This window comes from Glaciecola sp. 33A, from assembly GCF_002836745.1.
GTDB lineage: Bacteria > Pseudomonadota > Gammaproteobacteria > Enterobacterales > Alteromonadaceae > Glaciecola.
Genome location: NZ_PJAR01000036.1, coordinates 53339 through 70306, shown reverse-complemented (window position 1 = coordinate 70306; position 16968 = coordinate 53339). Strand labels below are relative to the sequence as shown.

Below are 16968 nucleotides of genomic sequence, written 5' to 3'. Positions count from 1 at the left end.
AAAAAGCTGCTCAGTTTTTTTTAATGTTTAGGAGCAAATGCAAATTAAAGGCGCTAATAATAAAGCACAGAGCGATAAAGCTCGTATTAATGATGAAATAACAGCCACTGAAATTCGATTGATAGGCAAAGACGGTGAACAAGCAGGAATCGTCTCATTAGCTGAGGCTCAAGGTATTGCTGATGAAGCAAGCTTGGATCTTGTAGAAATTAGTCCCAATGCAGCCCCACCCGTATGCAAAGTAATGGATTACGGGAAGTTCATATTCGAAAAGAGTAAAGAACAGAAAGAACAGAAGAAGAAGCAAAAGCAAATTCAGGTCAAGGAGATTAAATTTCGCCCTGGCACTGATGAAGGCGATTACCAGGTAAAACTGCGCAACCTGCGTCGCTTTTTAGACGGCGGTGATAAAGCCAAGGTAACGATACGCTTTCGCGGTCGTGAAATGGCTCACCAAGAGATCGGCATTGACTTACTAAAACGCGTTAAAACCGATTTAGAAGACATTGCTAATTGCGAATCTTTCCCCCATAGGGTAGAGGGACGTCAAATGATCATGGTGCTTGCCCCACTCAAGAAGTAGTAATGGTCTAAAGTAGGTTAAGCTGCACACTTAGTCTCACCTTGCTGCTAAATATGAACCACTAACAGGGTCTGCAACCTAGTTAGACATTTAACAATGCGGAGTTTTAGCAATGCCTAAAATGAAATCCCACAGCGGAGCTGCGAAACGGTTTAAAAAAACCGGTTCCGGTCGCTTTAAAAGTAAACAGTCTCACTTGCGTCACATTTTGACCAAGAAGAGTTCTAAGCGTAAACGTCATCTACGTGCTAAGAAACTTGTTCACGGCAGTGATCATGCTCTTATACAACGTATGTTGCCATACGTATAAACTTAGAATTAGGAGATTGAACAATGGCTAGAGTAAAACGCGGTGTAGTAGCACGCGCACGTCACAAAAAAGTACTAAAACAGGCTAAAGGTTATTACGGAGCTCGTAGCCGAGTGTATCGCGTTGCGGTACAAGCGGTAACGAAAGCGGGTCAGTATGCATACCGTGACCGTCGTCAAAAGAAACGTCAATTCCGTCAATTATGGATTGCTCGTATCAATGCAGCCTCACGTCAAAACGGACTGTCTTATAGCCGTTTCATCAACGGTTTGAAAAAAGCGTCTGTTGAAATCGACCGTAAGATACTGGCTGACATCGCTGTACACGACAAGGTGGCATTCACTGCACTAGTTGCAGCAGCAAAAGGCGCATTAGCGTAATTCATTAACCAAGCTAACAATGTTAGCGAGTTTAAGTTCTTTTTGAAAAAGCGAGCAGGAAGCTCGCTTTTTTGATCCTGAGTATAAAGTGATTGCGTACACTGACCAAAAAAACGTTTGTCTTAACGCCACAAGCAATATCAATTAATCCGCAATAATCCTTGTTTATCTTCAAAAATCTTGCGTAAATTCGATTAAAAACGTGTAAAATGCGCGGCTGATAATATGAGTTTGTAGTTTGAAAAAGCCATAACAAACCCCAACGTTCAAGAAGAGGAAGTAATGGAGCTTGAAGCCATCATAGAAGAAGCGCGCTCAGCGGTTGAAAATGCTAACACCCCAGCTGAATTAGACGCGGTTCGTGTCGCCTATATGGGGAAAAAAGGCAAAATAACCGACCTAATGAAAGGATTGGGTAAGTTGTCTAACGAGGAGCGTCCAGCAGTAGGCCAAAAAATTAATCTAGCAAAGCAAGCAGTGCAAGGATTAATAAGTGCGAAGTTGAAAGCGCAACAAGAAGCAGAGCTGAATGAAAAATTGGTCTCGGAGTCGGTCGACGTTTCACTTCCCGGTCGTTCACAGCAAGTTGGTAATCTTCATCCAGTTAGCCGCACCATTGCTCGTATTGAAGCTTTTTTTGGTGATTTGGGCTTTGAGGTAAAAACCGGTCCAGAAGTCGAGGACGGTTTTCATAACTTTGATGCTTTGAATATTCCAGCAAATCACCCAGCAAGAGCAGATCACGATACTTTCTACTTCAATCCTGACGTGATGCTAAGAACACAAACATCGGGTGTGCAAATTCGCACGATGGAAGCGCAAAAGCCACCAATAAGAATTATTTCTCCTGGTCGGGTTTATCGTAACGATTATGATCAAACACATACGCCAATGTTTCACCAAGTGGAAGGCTTGATGGTTGATAAAAAAGTCAGCTTTGCGGAGTTGAAAGGTATATTGCACGACTTTTTAAACCACTTTTTTGAACAAGAAATGACGGTTCGTTTTCGACCTTCTTACTTTCCTTTTACCGAACCATCAGCAGAAGTTGATGTAATGAGTAAAGACGGTAAATGGTTAGAAGTGTTGGGCTGTGGAATGGTTCATCCAAACGTGCTCAAAGCGGTCAATATTGACCCTGAGCAATATACAGGCTTTGCCTTTGGTATGGGTGTTGAGCGTCTAACCATGTTACGTTATGGCGTTAACGATTTGCGTGCATTCTTCGAGAACGATCTTCGTTTCCTCAAGCAATTTAAGTAAGACAGAGTTTAATAATGAAATTCAGTGAACAGTGGTTAAGAGAATGGGTTAATCCTGCAATATCAACAGGTGAACTGTCAGAGCAATTGAGCATGGCAGGCCTTGAGGTTGATGACGTTGCAGCCGTTGCCGAGGAATTTACCGGCGTTGTTGTTGGCGAAGTGGTTGAATGCGGCCAACATCCAGATGCCGATAAACTGCAAGTGACTAAAATTAATATTGGTGACGAAGTGCTGCTTGATATCGTTTGTGGCGCTCCTAATTGTCGTGTAGGCATAAAAGTAGCGGTAGCTATAGTTGGTGCGGTACTGCCTGGTAATTTCAAAATTAAGAAAGCGAAATTACGTGGGCAACCATCTTTGGGTATGCTGTGTAGCTTTTCGGAACTCGGCATGGGTGATGATCATAGCGGTATTCTGGAATTACCAAGCGACGCGCCAATTGGTGCCGATTTAAGAGATTACCTGCAACTTGATGACAACAGTATTGACGTTGATTTAACTCCTAATCGTGCTGACTGCCTCGGTATGAAGGGCATTGCACGTGAAGTCGGTGTATTAAATCAATTAGACGTTACCGAACCCGACATCCAAGCTGTTGCAGTCACTATTGACGACGCTCGCAGTATTACACTAGCAGCTCCTGAGGCTTGTCCTCGCTATTTAGGTCGAATCATCAAAGGTATTGACCTGTCTCGCCCGAGCCCCTTGTGGATGCAAGAAAGATTGCGTCGAAGTGGAACAAGAAGCATCGATGCAGTTGTTGACGTAACTAATTATGTTTTGCTTGAGTTAGGCCATCCAATGCACGCATTCGATAACCACAAGTTATCTGGTGATGTTGTTGTTCGAATGGCACTAGAAGGTGAAAAGTTAACCCTGCTTGACGAAAGTGAAGTGAGTCTGAGAGCAAATACATTAGTGATTGCTGATACTCAAAAAGCATTGGCAATGGCGGGTATATTTGGCGGTTTAGATTCAGGTGTTACAGCGGCAACAACGGATATTTTCCTAGAAAGTGCATTTTTTGCCCCTGATGCAATTATGGGTAAAGCACGTCAGTACGGTTTGCATACCGACGCATCCCATCGTTACGAGCGCGGCGTTGACCCATCACTGCAATTTCAGGCAATGGAAAGAGCAACTCAGCTTTTGATAGATGCTGTTGGCGGCAAGGTAGGGCCAATTATTGAAGCGAAGGATGAAAAGTATTTACCAAATCCCCGTTCTATTACATTGCGGGCAGCAAGACTACGTCACGTGCTTGGCATCGATATCGCTGCCGACAGAGTTACCGATATCCTCAATAGATTGGGATTGGACGTTACGTCAATCCAAGGTGCTTGGGAAGTTATAGCACCGTTGTATCGGTTTGACATGAATATTGAAGAAGACTTGATTGAAGAAGTCGCTCGAGTTTACGGCTATAACAATATACCAAATCAAGCGCCTATTGCGAGTTTGCAAATCAGACAGAGTAGTGAATCAAAAACGAGTACCTCGCGCTTTAAAGACGTGCTAGTTGATCAAGGTTTCCATGAAGCTATTACCTACTCATTTATAGATCCCAAAAAACAATCATTAATGTTCCCAGATGTTGAGGGTTTAGTTTTACCACACCCTATTTCAGCAGAAATGTCGGTTATGCGCGTCAGCCTATTGCCGGGGCTGTTATTAGCATTGTCATATAACCAAAAGCGCCAACAAAGTAATATTAAACTGTTTGAGACAGGTTTGCGTTTCACTCTGGACCCAACTGAAAAGTCAGGGGTACAACAACAAGAAATGATTGCGGGTGTGATGTCGGGCAATGTTGCTAATGAGCATTGGACAATTCCATCAGTTGCACTGGACTTCTTTGATATAAAAGCCGTTGCTGAAGAACTAATTGGACTCGGCATCGCTAACCAAGATATTGAATTTAAAGCTGAAAAGCACACAGCTTTTCATCCAGGACAATGTGCGGGTATTTACAAAGGACACAAATGCATTGGTTTTGTTGGTGCAATTCACCCAAAATTAGAAAAAGGACTAGGTTTAAGCGGTAAGACCTTTGCTTTTGAGTTGGAATTGGTTAGTATTTCATCTAGAACAATGCCTTGGATTAAAGCAATTTCTAAATTTCCAGTGAATAGAAGAGATATTGCTGTTACAGTACAAGATAATGTCGACACAGGTAACATATTAAAATGTATCGAAAAACTCGGCGTGAACGATTTAATTGACCTGAACTTATTTGATGTATATAAAGGTAAAGGTATTGAAAGTGGCTTTAAGAGTTTAGCGCTTTCAATTTGGTTGCAAAACTCAGAACGAACATTAGAAGATGCAGATATACAAAAATCTGTCGATATAGTAGTGAAAGCGCTGGAAGTTAACTTTAGTGCATCTTTGAGAGATTAATCGAATGGCATTAACCAAAGCCGAAATGGCTGAACATTTATTTGAAAAGTTGGGTTTAAATAAGAGAGACGCGAAAGACTTGGTCGAAGCGTTTTTTGAAGAAATTAAATCCTGTCTAGAAGTCGGAGAGCAAGTTAAACTCTCCGGTTTTGGTAATTTTGATCTGCGCACTAAAAATGAGCGCCCCGGTCGAAACCCAAAAACAGGCGAAGATATTCCTATAAAGGCCCGCCGAGTTGTTACCTTCAGGCCGGGTCAAAAATTAAAAAGTCGTGTTGAAAACGTTAAAATTGGTTCGTAAAAGAGCTTTCAATTCTATTGCTTTTAAGGGAATATATTGGCTAGTTGTGCCTAATATATTGAGATGCTCGTTTTATGCGAGTTTTTTTGTTTTTGTGATAGCATGTCAACCGCAACAAAACAGTGGTGGTCCCAATGCAAAAATTCCCCTGCACACATCTTATAAACAAATTGAGAGCTTGCCACCGCTACTTACCTTAGATGAATTACTTAATACTGATGATTTTCAGATGGGAATTAAGCAATCTGTTGTTAACGATGACCGAGCGTCACTCAGAGACTGGCAGCAACAATTACTGGCAGTAGCAAAGGAAGTGCGTTTATCTGAGCGCGATCTAGCTCGAATAAGTGGAGAGCAGGGTTTAGTCTTTATAGAATTTGAAGCTAAAAAACAGCTGTTTCATGATGAATTCATAGAACGATTTATGAATTTTGATAGCATAGACGACCTCATACAGAAATATCCCTACTTGAGCGGTGTGCATCAAAGAGCATTGTCACTTATTAATGCGCGTGATATTGCCATACAACGAGCTGCAAAATCATTGTCCGAGGCTGGTCTCCAAGGTGATGATTATACCCAAGAGGCGAGGGCGCAGTGGAAGGCTTACATGATTAACAGTGGTAAACTTGAAGAGCTAAAAAACTAATAAGACAATTAGTTTTTGCTATCCACTTTTGGTGAGATAATAATTGTATGTTTGCTCTCCCGTGGCAGTAATGGCGTATCCAGAGCTTGCGCATATTCTATAAAACCAGCTGTGTAAAACGCTGATAGTGGATGTCCAGACTGCCCACCAGCCACTGTCAATATTCCTTTATCCTCGTTTCCTGGTCGCACAATTAATCGTTGCGAGGCACCATACTTTGGCAACTGCACCGCCGGCATATAACTATCACCAAAGCCATCAACTTCGGGCATGTTGAGTAAACCTGCTAGTGGGCCCAACTGACTAGCGAATGGATGTTGTACTTTTAGCTTATTCACGTTACCCCATTCCAGGCCTTCGAGGGTGACAGGATCGGCGTCATACTCATCGACTAATTCTGCTTTTGTACTTTCATAGCCAGCCAATAGAAAATCGTTGTATGAGGTAAACTCATTTGGCAACCATCCCATTGCTTCGTTATCTAATAACTGCCAAATAGCCGGTTCAATACTTCGTAATGCGCTCTCTAGCGCTAGGTCAGTGCCTTTGACCCCATTGTAGATAGGAGCTAGCAAAGAATTAATAATGGTTGAACGGTAGCGACGGGCCAAAGTGTAACCAATCGACTCGGTGCATGCGCAGTCTTTCCATTGTGCTAGTATCTCAATATCTTTTGCGTATAAGTCGGGTTTTTTATTCAGTATATTAATTAATTTGGTATGCCATGGCATAATAAAACGTGCTTCATTGTCCATTTGTATTGCGTAGAAATCCTTTTCGTTAAAGCTTTTTTTCTCAAATAAACGATCTCTAATTTGTAATCCTCTAGCGCCAACAGCATAACCCCCATCACCATATCTAAGGAAGTCATCCGCAGAGATAGATCGTGCATTTGCCGTCCACAAACGTCCATGGCTTGGATTAATGTGTGTCGGTAGGTCTGGTTCTTGCAGTAACCAAAGGTCAGAATAGTCTTCTTCATCTATAGCAAATAGGGTAGGTGTCTTGCGCGCGGTAACAGCACCAACTGGACGCCAACCCGCATTTCCTTGTGCATCTGCAAGCATCAAGTTTTGTACCGGAATGCGAACCTTTTCTGCAACCGCAAATGCTTCCTCTAAGTTTTGTGCTTCAGCCATTTCCATTATTGACATATTCACCGCATAGTCTTGATGGGCAACCCATACTAACGCATAGCGTTTGTCATTGATGGTTCTCACGGGTCCATATTTGCTCATTTCTATGTCGAGTACTTGTTCTCCATCTTTTAATTTTATGACTTCGGTAACAATCTTCGTTTTACTGTCATCGTTAAGCTTTATCCAATCAACATTATCTAGGTTCGCGTTGGTAAATCCCCAAGCTACATGGCCATTAGAGCCAACAATAATGATAGGAGTACCTGGCAAAGAAACGCCGGTAATTGTTGTTTTATGTCCATTTGCATTGTAATTTAACTGCGCCCGATACCAGATGGGCGGCACTCGTAAGCCCAAATGCATATCGTCACTAACCATTGCACTGGCAGAGTCAGTTAGGGCTCCGGTGACAGCCCAATTATTACTACCAATATCCAACGGTTCGGCAATACTGTTAAATGATAGCAACCCGGTTTTTATATCGGTGTTTATTGGGTGTTCAGCGGACTCAATATTTAGACTAGGAATGTCGGCTCTGGGACCACCAATAATGCTGCCATCTAACGCGGCTTGATAAGGGCTTTGCATATTGAAAAAATCCAGCAATGGATAACCAAATTTATCGACGAGGACGGTGTTTACCAAATCTCTTTCTACTTGACCACCTTGCAAGTCGAGATACATACTATAGCTGACTAGCAAGCTATCTTCAGGAAGCCATTGTGTAAACTCTGTGCTGGTTAGTATATATTCAAAGGGTTTTGCAGTGTATTCGCTGGCTGCTAAATTGACGCCTTTTGCATAACTTTGAAGTAAGCGTTTTTGTTCTTCTGGTAGATTGTTTACTGCTTTGTTGGCACGTTGACGGAACTGGTGAAAGCGTGCTTTTTTATCCACATTAATTGCTATGTTGCCTACGATTTCAGATAGTTCACCAGCAGCGCTGCGGCGCAGTAAATCCATTTGGAATAGGCGATCTTGTCCGTGTGCGTACCCTAAAGCGAAAACGGCATCAGAATGTGACTGAGCACTAATTTTTGCGACGCCAATGCTGTCTCTCTCGATTGTCGTGTCAGCCATAACCCATTGCGTCGAAAATTTATTATCCAGTGCGGGTAAACTTGCACGCAAAACAAAATAGATGACGATGAAAATAAGTATGAACACAGACAATATTGTAAAGAGTAGAGGTTTGATTAACTTCATTTGTTTTTCTTTTTATGTTTAACCTTTATTATAGCTAAGGCTAAGTTAAACCTACTTAGCTTACAAGTCTTATCCATAGCGTGTTTTTAAAACGTAAAGAAAATAGTTAAAAAGGAACACTATGTCACCTGTTATTCTTGATGTGCAAAGCTTTGAACTTAGCCCAGTTGAAAGAGAAATGTTACAACACCCTTTGTGCGGTGGTTTGATATTATTTAGCCGTAACTATGCTGAAAAAGGGCAATTGTCGGCGTTGATAAAAGACATTAGACGTACTGTAAAAAAGCCATTTCTAATTTCTGTTGATCATGAAGGGGGCAGAGTGCAGCGCTTTAGAGAGGGCTTTACACGAATCCCTGCAATGGCAACTATTGAAAACATTGATGTGTCGCAAAACGTGCAGTTAGAGTTGGCTCAAGCCATGGGATTTTGTATGGCTTATGAATTACTTCAATTGGATATTGATATTAGTTTTGCGCCGGTTCTTGACCTGAATGGGGTTAGTGAGGTGATTGGTAGTCGGGCATTTTCATCCGAACCGGATCAAGTTATTCGCTTAAGTGGTGCATATATCGAAGGTATGCATAAAGCCGGAATGAAAAGCACCGGTAAACACTTCCCCGGTCATGGCTCAGTCACTGAAGACAGTCACATAGCTATGCCTGTTGATCAACGTAATTTTGAAGAAATTAAAGAGCAAGATATGCGGGTGTTTCAACAGCTCATTGCAGCCAAAAAGATAGATGCAGTAATGCCGGCACATGTGGTATACCCGAGTGTAGACAGCAAACCAGCAGGATTTTCGGCAATTTGGATAAAGCAAATTTTGCGTAAGCAACTTGGTTTTGAAGGTGTCGTATTTTCAGATGATTTGACCATGCAAGCTGCAAGCATTGCCGGCAGTGTGACCGATCGTGCAGAGCATGCTATAGAGGCTGGTTGCGATATGGTATTGGTATGTAACTCACCCTCACAGGCTGAAAAAGTGTTGGATGGGCTGAGTCAAAAAAAGGTTTATAGTCAACGGTGGCTTGATTTACTTCACAAGGAGCAGTATAAAGAAGTCCCTGTTAAACCAGAAACACAAGCGATTTACCTTGAAAGTGTCAGGCTAATCAATTTGGCCAATGAGCAATTTTCTTAAGCGCAAAATGCACTTAAATTAAAAGCTTGAGTGGTTTTTTTGGTCTTACAATTGGACTCTATAAAACCGTATCCTAGAGGTGGAACAAGCCCTGCTGATGAGACTGCAGCAGGGATAAATATTATCTACACCTCAATATCTGCAATTTGACTTTTGAAGTTAAGCGCGCGAGCAGCAACAAAAAAGTAATCCGATAGGCGGTTCAAATATTGGATGCAAATAGCGGGTACATTTCGCTGCTGCGATACAGTAACAACGGCTCTTTCTGCTCTTCTGGCAACGGTTCTGCATATATGAGCCTGAGCAGCTAATTGACTGCCGCCGGGCAAAATGAACTTAGTCTGTGGCGGTAATTCGAGCTGTAGTTTATCAATCGCATCCTCTAGTACCTGCGTTGCATTCTCATCAATTTGTGGCTTATCAGAAATAGCAAAACCAATGCTGAATAGGGTTTTTTGAATGTCGAACATGAAAGACGCACTAAGACTAGTGTCGTCATTGCTACTATTGCTTGGGTCTGCACTGCCTAGCAATGCACTGAGTAAACCAATGTGACTGTTTAATTCATCTATTGAGCCATAACATTCTAAAATGGCATCGTTTTTATCCAAACGTAGCACTTCCGATGTATAAACCTGCGTTGTACCCTTGTCACCTGTTTTAGTATATATTTTCATTGTCTTCTTCTTTAGGCTTTTCATAGCGTTGTAGTCTGATAATGAGTCCCATTTTAGGATGATCAAAATAGTGAATTTGTTTGCTTATCACACGTCTACGTTGCTTAAACGGGTATTGTTCAATGCTAGCTTCGCCAAAGCTATTAAGTTGAAATTCATGAAATTCAAATTCGGATTCAATATGTAAGTAGGGAACTCTATTTATGTACTTCAAATACACTTTTACTTTGCCGTCGAGTTCCCATACATCATCAATTGAGTTTGTTTTAACCGAGTCATCGGCCTGAACGCTGGATCTGTTTTCCCAATTGACAGCTTTGGCTTGGCTTAATTGTTGCTTTAATTCTGCAAAAAATGTTTCTGAATCTTGGTCGATAATACTCTTTAATTCTGGATCATATTTTTGTTTTAATGTTTCATATGATGGCGTTGAAGCCTCTGGTAACGTTAATTTATCACCAGAGAAGACGCGGTAAAATGAGGCATTCTCTTCTCCAAAGAAAACGGGTTGGCGCCAAGCTATGTGGCTCAACGCACTAATATCCCGCTGAGCAAATAATTTTTTTGCATAATCGACAAGTGAGAGTTGATTATCATCTAACAAAAGTGCGTTATTAGTAACGCTAATAGGGGGTTGTTGCAAGTAAACCGAGACGTTGTTGACACTGTTAAAACGCAGCAGTGAACTCGCTATTTCTTGTTTTTGAACACCACAATTCGCTGAGTCCAACAACATACTAAAGCGTGCTTCACTGGTCAATATGGGAGAAAGTTGCTTGTACTTATTAAGCGCATCATCTTGAATCGCTTTGTTACTGTTGAAGGCTCCACTGCTGACGGCTCTGGCGCTAGCATCTTTATCAAAGCCATTTACGTTCATGCTGCTGCTCAAAAGAGGCAGACTGGACTGATACAAGCTTGAATTAAGTGAGCACTCATAAAGCATGCGTTGTAAATCAATTAGGGGGTTTGCTTTGCGGTAAACAGGGAGACTAATCAGGTCCACTGCCTTTGCTGTTGATATTTCATGATTTATATAACTAAAATCTTCTTCGAGTGCGGCAGTTGAAGTATTTCGTTTAAATGCAATGATTTCAACGTCAAACCACCAGTCTTCATCATCTTGGGACATCACCTGCATTGGTGCTGCGAGCAATACCAATGCAGCGCCAGTGAACACCATGCGCCTTGCATCTGCAACGCAATTAATGAACAGCTTGAGAAGTGAAGCACTAGCTTGCATGGCATTCCTTTAAAAATTTATCGAGTAACTCCCGTACATGATCCAATTTTTGCGGTGCACTGTCGAGCTTTTTCATGAATCTTAGTTTTTGAGGACCTTCAAACTTATATTGGCTCGGATACTTTTGAATAAGCTGAATTAAGAAACTAGCATCTATGGTTGTGGTTTGGTCAAAATCTATAAGACCACCGGTTTGTGTGGCTTCAATTTTTCGAATACCTATTTTTTGTGCTGTTAGCTTTAGACCTGATTGCTTAACTAAGTTCTTAGCGCTATCGGGTAATAAACCAAAACGGTCGATTAATTCAATCTGATATTCGTTAATTTCATTTTGATTTTTACAACCAGCTAATTTTTTGTAAAGTGATAACCGTGTATTTACGTCACCAATATAGTTTTCGGGAAGTAGTGCAGGTATGCGCAAATCAACCTCAGTCTGACCGGCAAGTACATCGTCAAGTGAGGGCTCTCTGCCTTCTTTGAGTGCCTCAACAGCCTGTTCTAACATCTCCATATAAAGGCTAAAACCGATCGTATTAATTTGTCCAGATTGATCGTCTCCCAGCAACTCACCGGCACCGCGGATCTCTAAATCGTGTGTTGCTAATGCGAATCCTGCACCCAAGTCCTCAAGCGAAGCGATTGCTTCGAGGCGCTTTGCCGCGTCTTTGGTCATTCGTTTGGGATGAGGTGTTAATAAATAGGCATAAGCTTGGTGATGAGAACGACCTACACGCCCCCGTAATTGATGCAGTTGTGCTAAGCCTAAATGGTCAGCTCTATCCATAATGATAGTGTTTGCTGTGGGTACATCAATTCCTGTTTCAACAATAGTGGTGCACACCAATACATTATAGCGTTGGTGATAGAAATCGTTCATCACATTTTCTAGTTCGCGCTCACGCATTTGACCATGCCCAATTGCGATTCTCGCTTCAGGAATGATTTCTTCAATTTCTCGCGCGGTTTGTTCAATCGTCTTGACTTCATTGTGTAAAAAGTAGACTTGGCCACCACGCAATATCTCACGCATAATTGCTTCACGAATAATGTCTGTATGGCGTACTTGAACAAACGTTTTTATCGCCAGTCTTTTTGCGGGTGGCGTAGCAATAATGGATAAATCACGCATACCACTCAACGCCATATTCAAGGTTCGAGGGATAGGCGTAGCGGTGAGAGTTAGAATATCAACATCGGCGCGCAATGCTTTGAATTTTTCTTTCTGGCGGACGCCAAAGCGATGCTCTTCGTCAATAATAACCAGCCCTAAATCCTTAAATTTCACATCATTCTGCAGTAGTTTGTGTGTGCCAATAACAATGTCGCCTTGACCACTAGCAAGGTCATCAATCACAATTTTTTGTTCTTTTGCACTGCCAAATCGAGAAATAACTTCGATTTTAAATGGCCATTGTGCAAAGCGGTCTTTAAAGTTTTCATAATGCTGCTGCGCTAAAAGCGTAGTAGGCACCAAAATGGCAACTTGTTTGCCGCTGGATGCGGCGATAAATGCAGCACGCATAGCAACTTCAGTTTTACCAAAACCAACATCACCACATATCAGTCTGTCCATCGCATTGGGGCTTCCCATATCTTGCAGAACGGCGTTGATAGCAGTGTGTTGGTCAATTGTTTCTTCAAAAGGAAAGCTTTCTTCAAAGGTTTTATATTCGTCCCAATCAATTGGGTACGCGTAACCAGGTTTAGCAGCTCGTTGTGCATAAACGTCCAATAATTGGGCAGCGACATCTCTGACTTTCTCAGCTGCTTTGCGTTTAGCTTTGGTCCACGTGTCATTGCCTAAATTGTGCAACGGCGCATGGTCGGCATCGCCACCACTAAAGCGGCTGATTAGATGTAGACTTGATACAGGTACATACAATTTAGCTTGTTTAGCATATCCAATCGATAAATACTCAGTAGCTACACCGCCTGCATCCAATGTTTTTAAACCAAGAAAACGACCCACACCGTGGTTGATATGAACCACTGGTTGGCCTTCAGTTAACTCAGCAAGATTCCTAACAATGGCACTTTCATCGGTTGCTTTGCGTTTGTCTTTTAACTTTCTCTTACTAACCTTGTGGCCGAGTAATTGTGTTTCAGTGACGAATAAAAATGCTTGTTTTTTGTCAGTAAATTCAAAACTGTTTTCGACCATACCCACACAAATAAAAACAGAATGTGTCGATTCATTTAACGCAGCATCAAAAGTAGGGCTGTTAACTGGAACTATTTTGGCTTTGTGTAACACATCAATTAAGTTTTCTTTGCGTCCCTGTGACTCAGCACAAAAAATAACTTTTTTACCTTTCTCTTTGGCTTTTTTAACTTCAGCCTGTATTGCTTGGTAAGGATTGGTTGCAGTTAAATCAATGCCAATTCCTTCAATTAGACGACAATCAAAATTATGTCTACCTACTTTTTTAGGTAATGAGTCACTTATTAATTGTGCACTCGGCCATTGTTTAAGTCTGGTCAGTAATTCATTCGTATCAAGATATAAATCAATGGGAGATAATAATGGTCTTGCTAAATTATAACGGTACTGCTCGTAACGTTGTAATAAATCTTTGGTGAATCGTTCGGATGCTTTAGTCAAGTCGCCGTAATAAAGCATTAGCGCATTGTCATTTAGATAATCAAATAAGGTCGATGTGGTTTCGAAAAATAGGGGTAAATAGTATTCTATGCCACTGGGCATTGTGCCTTTGCTTACTTGGTAGAAAATAGACTCTTTATCAGCGGTATTGCTGCGCTCAAATTTATCGAGGTAGCGTTCTCTAAACCCGGTTATGGCGTCTTTATCTGTTGGGAATTCTCTAGCAGGCAGCAAACGTATTTCTTTGGTTTCTTCTAATCCTCGTTGCGTTTCTGGATCAAAATACCGAATTGAATCTATTTCATCATCAAATAAGTCGATCCGGAAAGGTTGCTCGCTGCCCATAGGGAACAAATCAATAATACTGCCACGCACTGAAAATTCGCTGTGTGTCATTACTTGACTAACATGCAAGTAACCTGATTTCTCAAGTTTGCGTTTAAATTCATCGGTATTGATTGTTTCACCAACTTTCAAATACATCAAATGTTGGCCAACATAATCAACTGGCGCTAAGCGTTGTAAAAGAGTGTTGATTGGCACAATAAATATGCCGGGTTGTTTTTTACTGAGTAAGTAAAGGGTTTCTAAACGTTGTGAAACAATATCTTGATGAGGTGAGAAACCATCATACGGAAGCGTCTCCCAGTCAGGAAAAAGTTGTACATGAACATTTTTACTACGAAGAAAAAAAGCGAGTTCCTTTTCAAGCTTAATTGCACTAGGACTATCCTCTATTAATACCAATAGTGGGCCATCGTGCTGTTCCGCTGCATTAGCGATGCTGAGCGCTTGGCTGGCGCCTTTTAATTCACCCCAGTGAATATGGTCAATAACATTTGAGTTATTTAGTGATTTTGCCTTAGGTAAAGGCACAGAAAATAGATTCGACATGCGGGTTAATTGGTTCTCTATGGTTGTTTAACGATTGCGTAATTGACTGGTTTGCAAATGAAGGCTCGCTCTAACAAGCAGTTCTTGGTCTTGGTCGCGAATGTGCGTATAAACGTAACTGACGTGATAAAGATCATCGGCAATGTCTACCTCAATCACTTCTGCTAAACAATAAATAGCGGCAGCTTCCTTTTCTAAAAATATTTTAACTTCTGCTAATATCCCTATTTCCATGGGGGAAGTCTGACTTACAATAATACCGCCACCACCAAATTTGACTGCTTCAGCCCGTTTATTTTCATCATCTTGTTGGATCAAAATATAAGACATCATAAGATCAATTTTACGTGCTTGCAGTTGCAGATAGTTAACTAAGCCTTCAAGCTTTTCACCCATTGAACGCAATGGTTTTAGGGCTTGCGATTCAATTTCGGACAACTCGGCAGCAATTTTGAAAGCATAAGGCATATTACTTTCAAACTCCTCCATTGACTGAGTTGCTTGCTCTGCGTCAACAACACTTATATTAACTTTGGTTGGGTGATTGATCAAAAAGAATGATTCAAATCTCTTTTTTTTATCTTCTAATGAGTTCAAATGCAATGTCCTATGCAAAAATTACGTTAACGTGGTGCTATATTCTGGGCTGTTAATCTTTTATTATAAATTGTTATCATGTGACATCAGATGTTTATAATAACAATGTCGATTAGCATTATTTGCTGCGGTAGTCAGACAGCGCATTATAATCCGATTCGCTTTACCTGAAATAAGGTTAGGAATATGACAACGGTAGCAATGTTGCTAATCTACCAAAAAACGACTCAGGTTTCACTCTGGTTTGCGATCCTTTGTCTTTATTTTAATTAAAATACGCTGAGCGGGGTTTATTACCCGCCCAGTGATTTACAATAAGGCCCAAAATTAAGCTTATGCGGTTCTCCTTACTCCCGTCACTGCCGATATCAGCCTTTATTGGTTTACGATATTCGAAAACGTCTAATAAACGCAGCTTTGTCTCCTTCATCAACTTGTTTTCAGTTGTCGGGATTGCACTTGGTATTGCTTCATTAATTACCGTACTTTCGGTTATGAATGGCTTAGAAGGGCAACTCAAACAGAAAATATTGGGTATTTTACCGCACATAGTGGTGGACAACAGAGGGCCGATATTATTGTCGCCAGCGTTGCAAAACCAAATTTTAGCAAGCACCGATTTTGTAGAGCAAGAAGTCGTTGTGCAATCTAGTACGTTAATCAAAGGACTGTTTTTGCAAGGTATTGATACCTCCGCAGAAAAGCGCCATTCTATTATTGCCAAAAACATCATCGCTGGTGAGTGGGATTCGTTACAACTAGGCAGCTTTAATGTGCTTATTAGTCAGTCGTTAGCTAGTCAATTACGTGTTTCTATTGGTCAGCGATTGCGCGTGATTAGCCCATCGGCTAGTACTTATACGCCATTAGGGCGAATGCCTAGCCAACGTTTAGTGACGGTTTCTGGTATGTTTCAATTAGATTCAGAAGCCGATGAGAAAGTAATGCTAATGAATATAAATGATGTTGCTAAGCTATCACGCAAGCGAGATTTAGCTTTTGCAGGTACGCGTTTGTATTTGAATGATGCATTCCAATATCAAGCTATTGTTGATGAATTGGATAAACAAGGTCTCAGTTACACTACTTGGCGTGAAAGACAAGGGCCGCTTTTTGACGCAGTTGGTATGGAAAAAAACATGATGTCGTTGATGTTGTTTCTGATTATTGCAGTCGCTGCATTCAATATAGTCTCTGCGTTGGTCATGGTTGTGACTGAAAAAGCCAGTGATATAGCAATACTTCAAACCCAAGGTTTAGTGCCAAGGGATGTGATGCTCATTTTTGTTCTCAACGGTATTTTTAATGGTATTAAAGGGGTCATATCTGGTGTCGTTATTGGTCTGTTATTGGTGTACTTCTTGAATGATATTTTGGCGCTACTTGGTTCTGGCTTAGCTTTTGGTCCTGATGGCGCGGGTTTGCCTATTGCAATGAAATTCTCAGAAATTGTCATTATATCTGCGGTTTCATTGGGCCTTTGTATACTTGCTACTTTATATCCGGCTTACAAGGCCGCATCTATTCAACCTGCAAATAGCTTACAAACGCAATAGGCGTTATAATTAACATTAA

The 16968-nt window shown here is 41.2% G+C and carries 14 protein-coding genes; 9 read left to right on the top strand and 5 right to left on the bottom strand.

The features are described 5' to 3' along the window. Window positions 1-37 precede the first annotated feature (37 nt). The 7 genes from infC to CXF81_RS07495 all read left to right on the top strand — a co-directional run bounded on the left by infC (window position 38) and on the right by CXF81_RS07495 (window position 5888). Entirely contained in the window at window positions 38-583 is a 546-nt protein-coding gene (infC, locus tag CXF81_RS07525; protein WP_101180756.1) for a translation initiation factor IF-3, read from the top strand. A 112-nt stretch (window positions 584-695) separates the two neighbouring features. After that, window positions 696-893: a 50S ribosomal protein L35 gene (gene rpmI, locus CXF81_RS07520; protein WP_081585818.1), complete on the top strand. Its 198-nt coding sequence runs from the start codon at window positions 696-698 to the stop codon at window positions 891-893. A 23-nt stretch (window positions 894-916) separates the two neighbouring features. Beyond that, the gene (gene rplT / locus CXF81_RS07515; RefSeq protein WP_006012480.1) at window positions 917-1273 is read left to right on the top strand and encodes a 50S ribosomal protein L20; all 357 of its coding nucleotides are present in this window, start codon (window positions 917-919) and stop codon (window positions 1271-1273) included. Between the two features lie 282 nt (window positions 1274-1555). Then, window positions 1556-2536, top strand: a complete 981-nt coding sequence (pheS, locus tag CXF81_RS07510) for a phenylalanine--tRNA ligase subunit alpha (RefSeq protein WP_101180754.1) — start codon at window positions 1556-1558, stop codon at window positions 2534-2536. A 14-nt stretch (window positions 2537-2550) separates the two neighbouring features. After that, complete coding sequence (gene pheT, locus CXF81_RS07505; protein WP_101180752.1) at window positions 2551-4938, top strand: phenylalanine--tRNA ligase subunit beta; 2388 nt, start codon at window positions 2551-2553, stop codon at window positions 4936-4938. Between the two features lie 4 nt (window positions 4939-4942). Then, entirely contained in the window at window positions 4943-5239 is a 297-nt protein-coding gene (locus CXF81_RS07500; protein ID WP_101180750.1) for an integration host factor subunit alpha, read from the top strand. Window positions 5240-5333: 94 nt separating this feature from the next. Then, a complete protein-coding gene (locus tag CXF81_RS07495; protein ID WP_232771835.1) occupies window positions 5334-5888 on the top strand; it encodes a hypothetical protein in 555 nt (184 codons plus the stop codon). 8 nt (window positions 5889-5896) lie between these two features. Here CXF81_RS07495 and CXF81_RS07490 read toward each other — a convergent pair whose 3' ends face one another. Then, the gene (locus CXF81_RS07490) at window positions 5897-8233 is read right to left on the bottom strand and encodes a penicillin acylase family protein (protein WP_101180749.1); all 2337 of its coding nucleotides are present in this window, start codon (window positions 8231-8233) and stop codon (window positions 5897-5899) included. Between the two features lie 121 nt (window positions 8234-8354). Between CXF81_RS07490 and nagZ the strand changes: the two genes are divergently transcribed. Continuing rightward, the gene (gene nagZ / locus CXF81_RS07485) at window positions 8355-9377 is read left to right on the top strand and encodes a beta-N-acetylhexosaminidase (protein WP_101180747.1); all 1023 of its coding nucleotides are present in this window, start codon (window positions 8355-8357) and stop codon (window positions 9375-9377) included. A 125-nt stretch (window positions 9378-9502) separates the two neighbouring features. Here nagZ and CXF81_RS07480 read toward each other — a convergent pair whose 3' ends face one another. From CXF81_RS07480 to CXF81_RS07465, 4 genes are read right to left on the bottom strand one after another with little or no spacing between them, the layout of a single operon-like run. Beyond that, window positions 9503-10054, bottom strand: a complete 552-nt coding sequence (locus CXF81_RS07480; protein WP_101180746.1) for a cob(I)yrinic acid a,c-diamide adenosyltransferase — start codon at window positions 10052-10054, stop codon at window positions 9503-9505. Continuing rightward, window positions 10038-11297: a CsiV family protein gene (locus CXF81_RS07475; RefSeq protein ID WP_101180744.1), complete on the bottom strand. Its 1260-nt coding sequence runs from the start codon at window positions 11295-11297 to the stop codon at window positions 10038-10040. Before CXF81_RS07475 ends, CXF81_RS07480 begins: the two co-directional genes overlap by 17 nt. Beyond that, complete coding sequence (gene mfd / locus CXF81_RS07470) at window positions 11287-14796, bottom strand: transcription-repair coupling factor (protein WP_101180742.1); 3510 nt, start codon at window positions 14794-14796, stop codon at window positions 11287-11289. Before mfd ends, CXF81_RS07475 begins: the two co-directional genes overlap by 11 nt. Window positions 14797-14823: 27 nt before the next feature. Beyond that, a complete protein-coding gene (locus CXF81_RS07465; protein ID WP_101180741.1) occupies window positions 14824-15393 on the bottom strand; it encodes a PilZ domain-containing protein in 570 nt (189 codons plus the stop codon). Between the two features lie 335 nt (window positions 15394-15728). On the opposite strand from CXF81_RS07465, the gene CXF81_RS07460 reads away from it, so the two are divergent. After that, window positions 15729-16949: a lipoprotein-releasing ABC transporter permease subunit gene (locus tag CXF81_RS07460; RefSeq protein ID WP_101180739.1), complete on the top strand. Its 1221-nt coding sequence runs from the start codon at window positions 15729-15731 to the stop codon at window positions 16947-16949. Window positions 16950-16968: the final 19 nt, after the last annotated feature.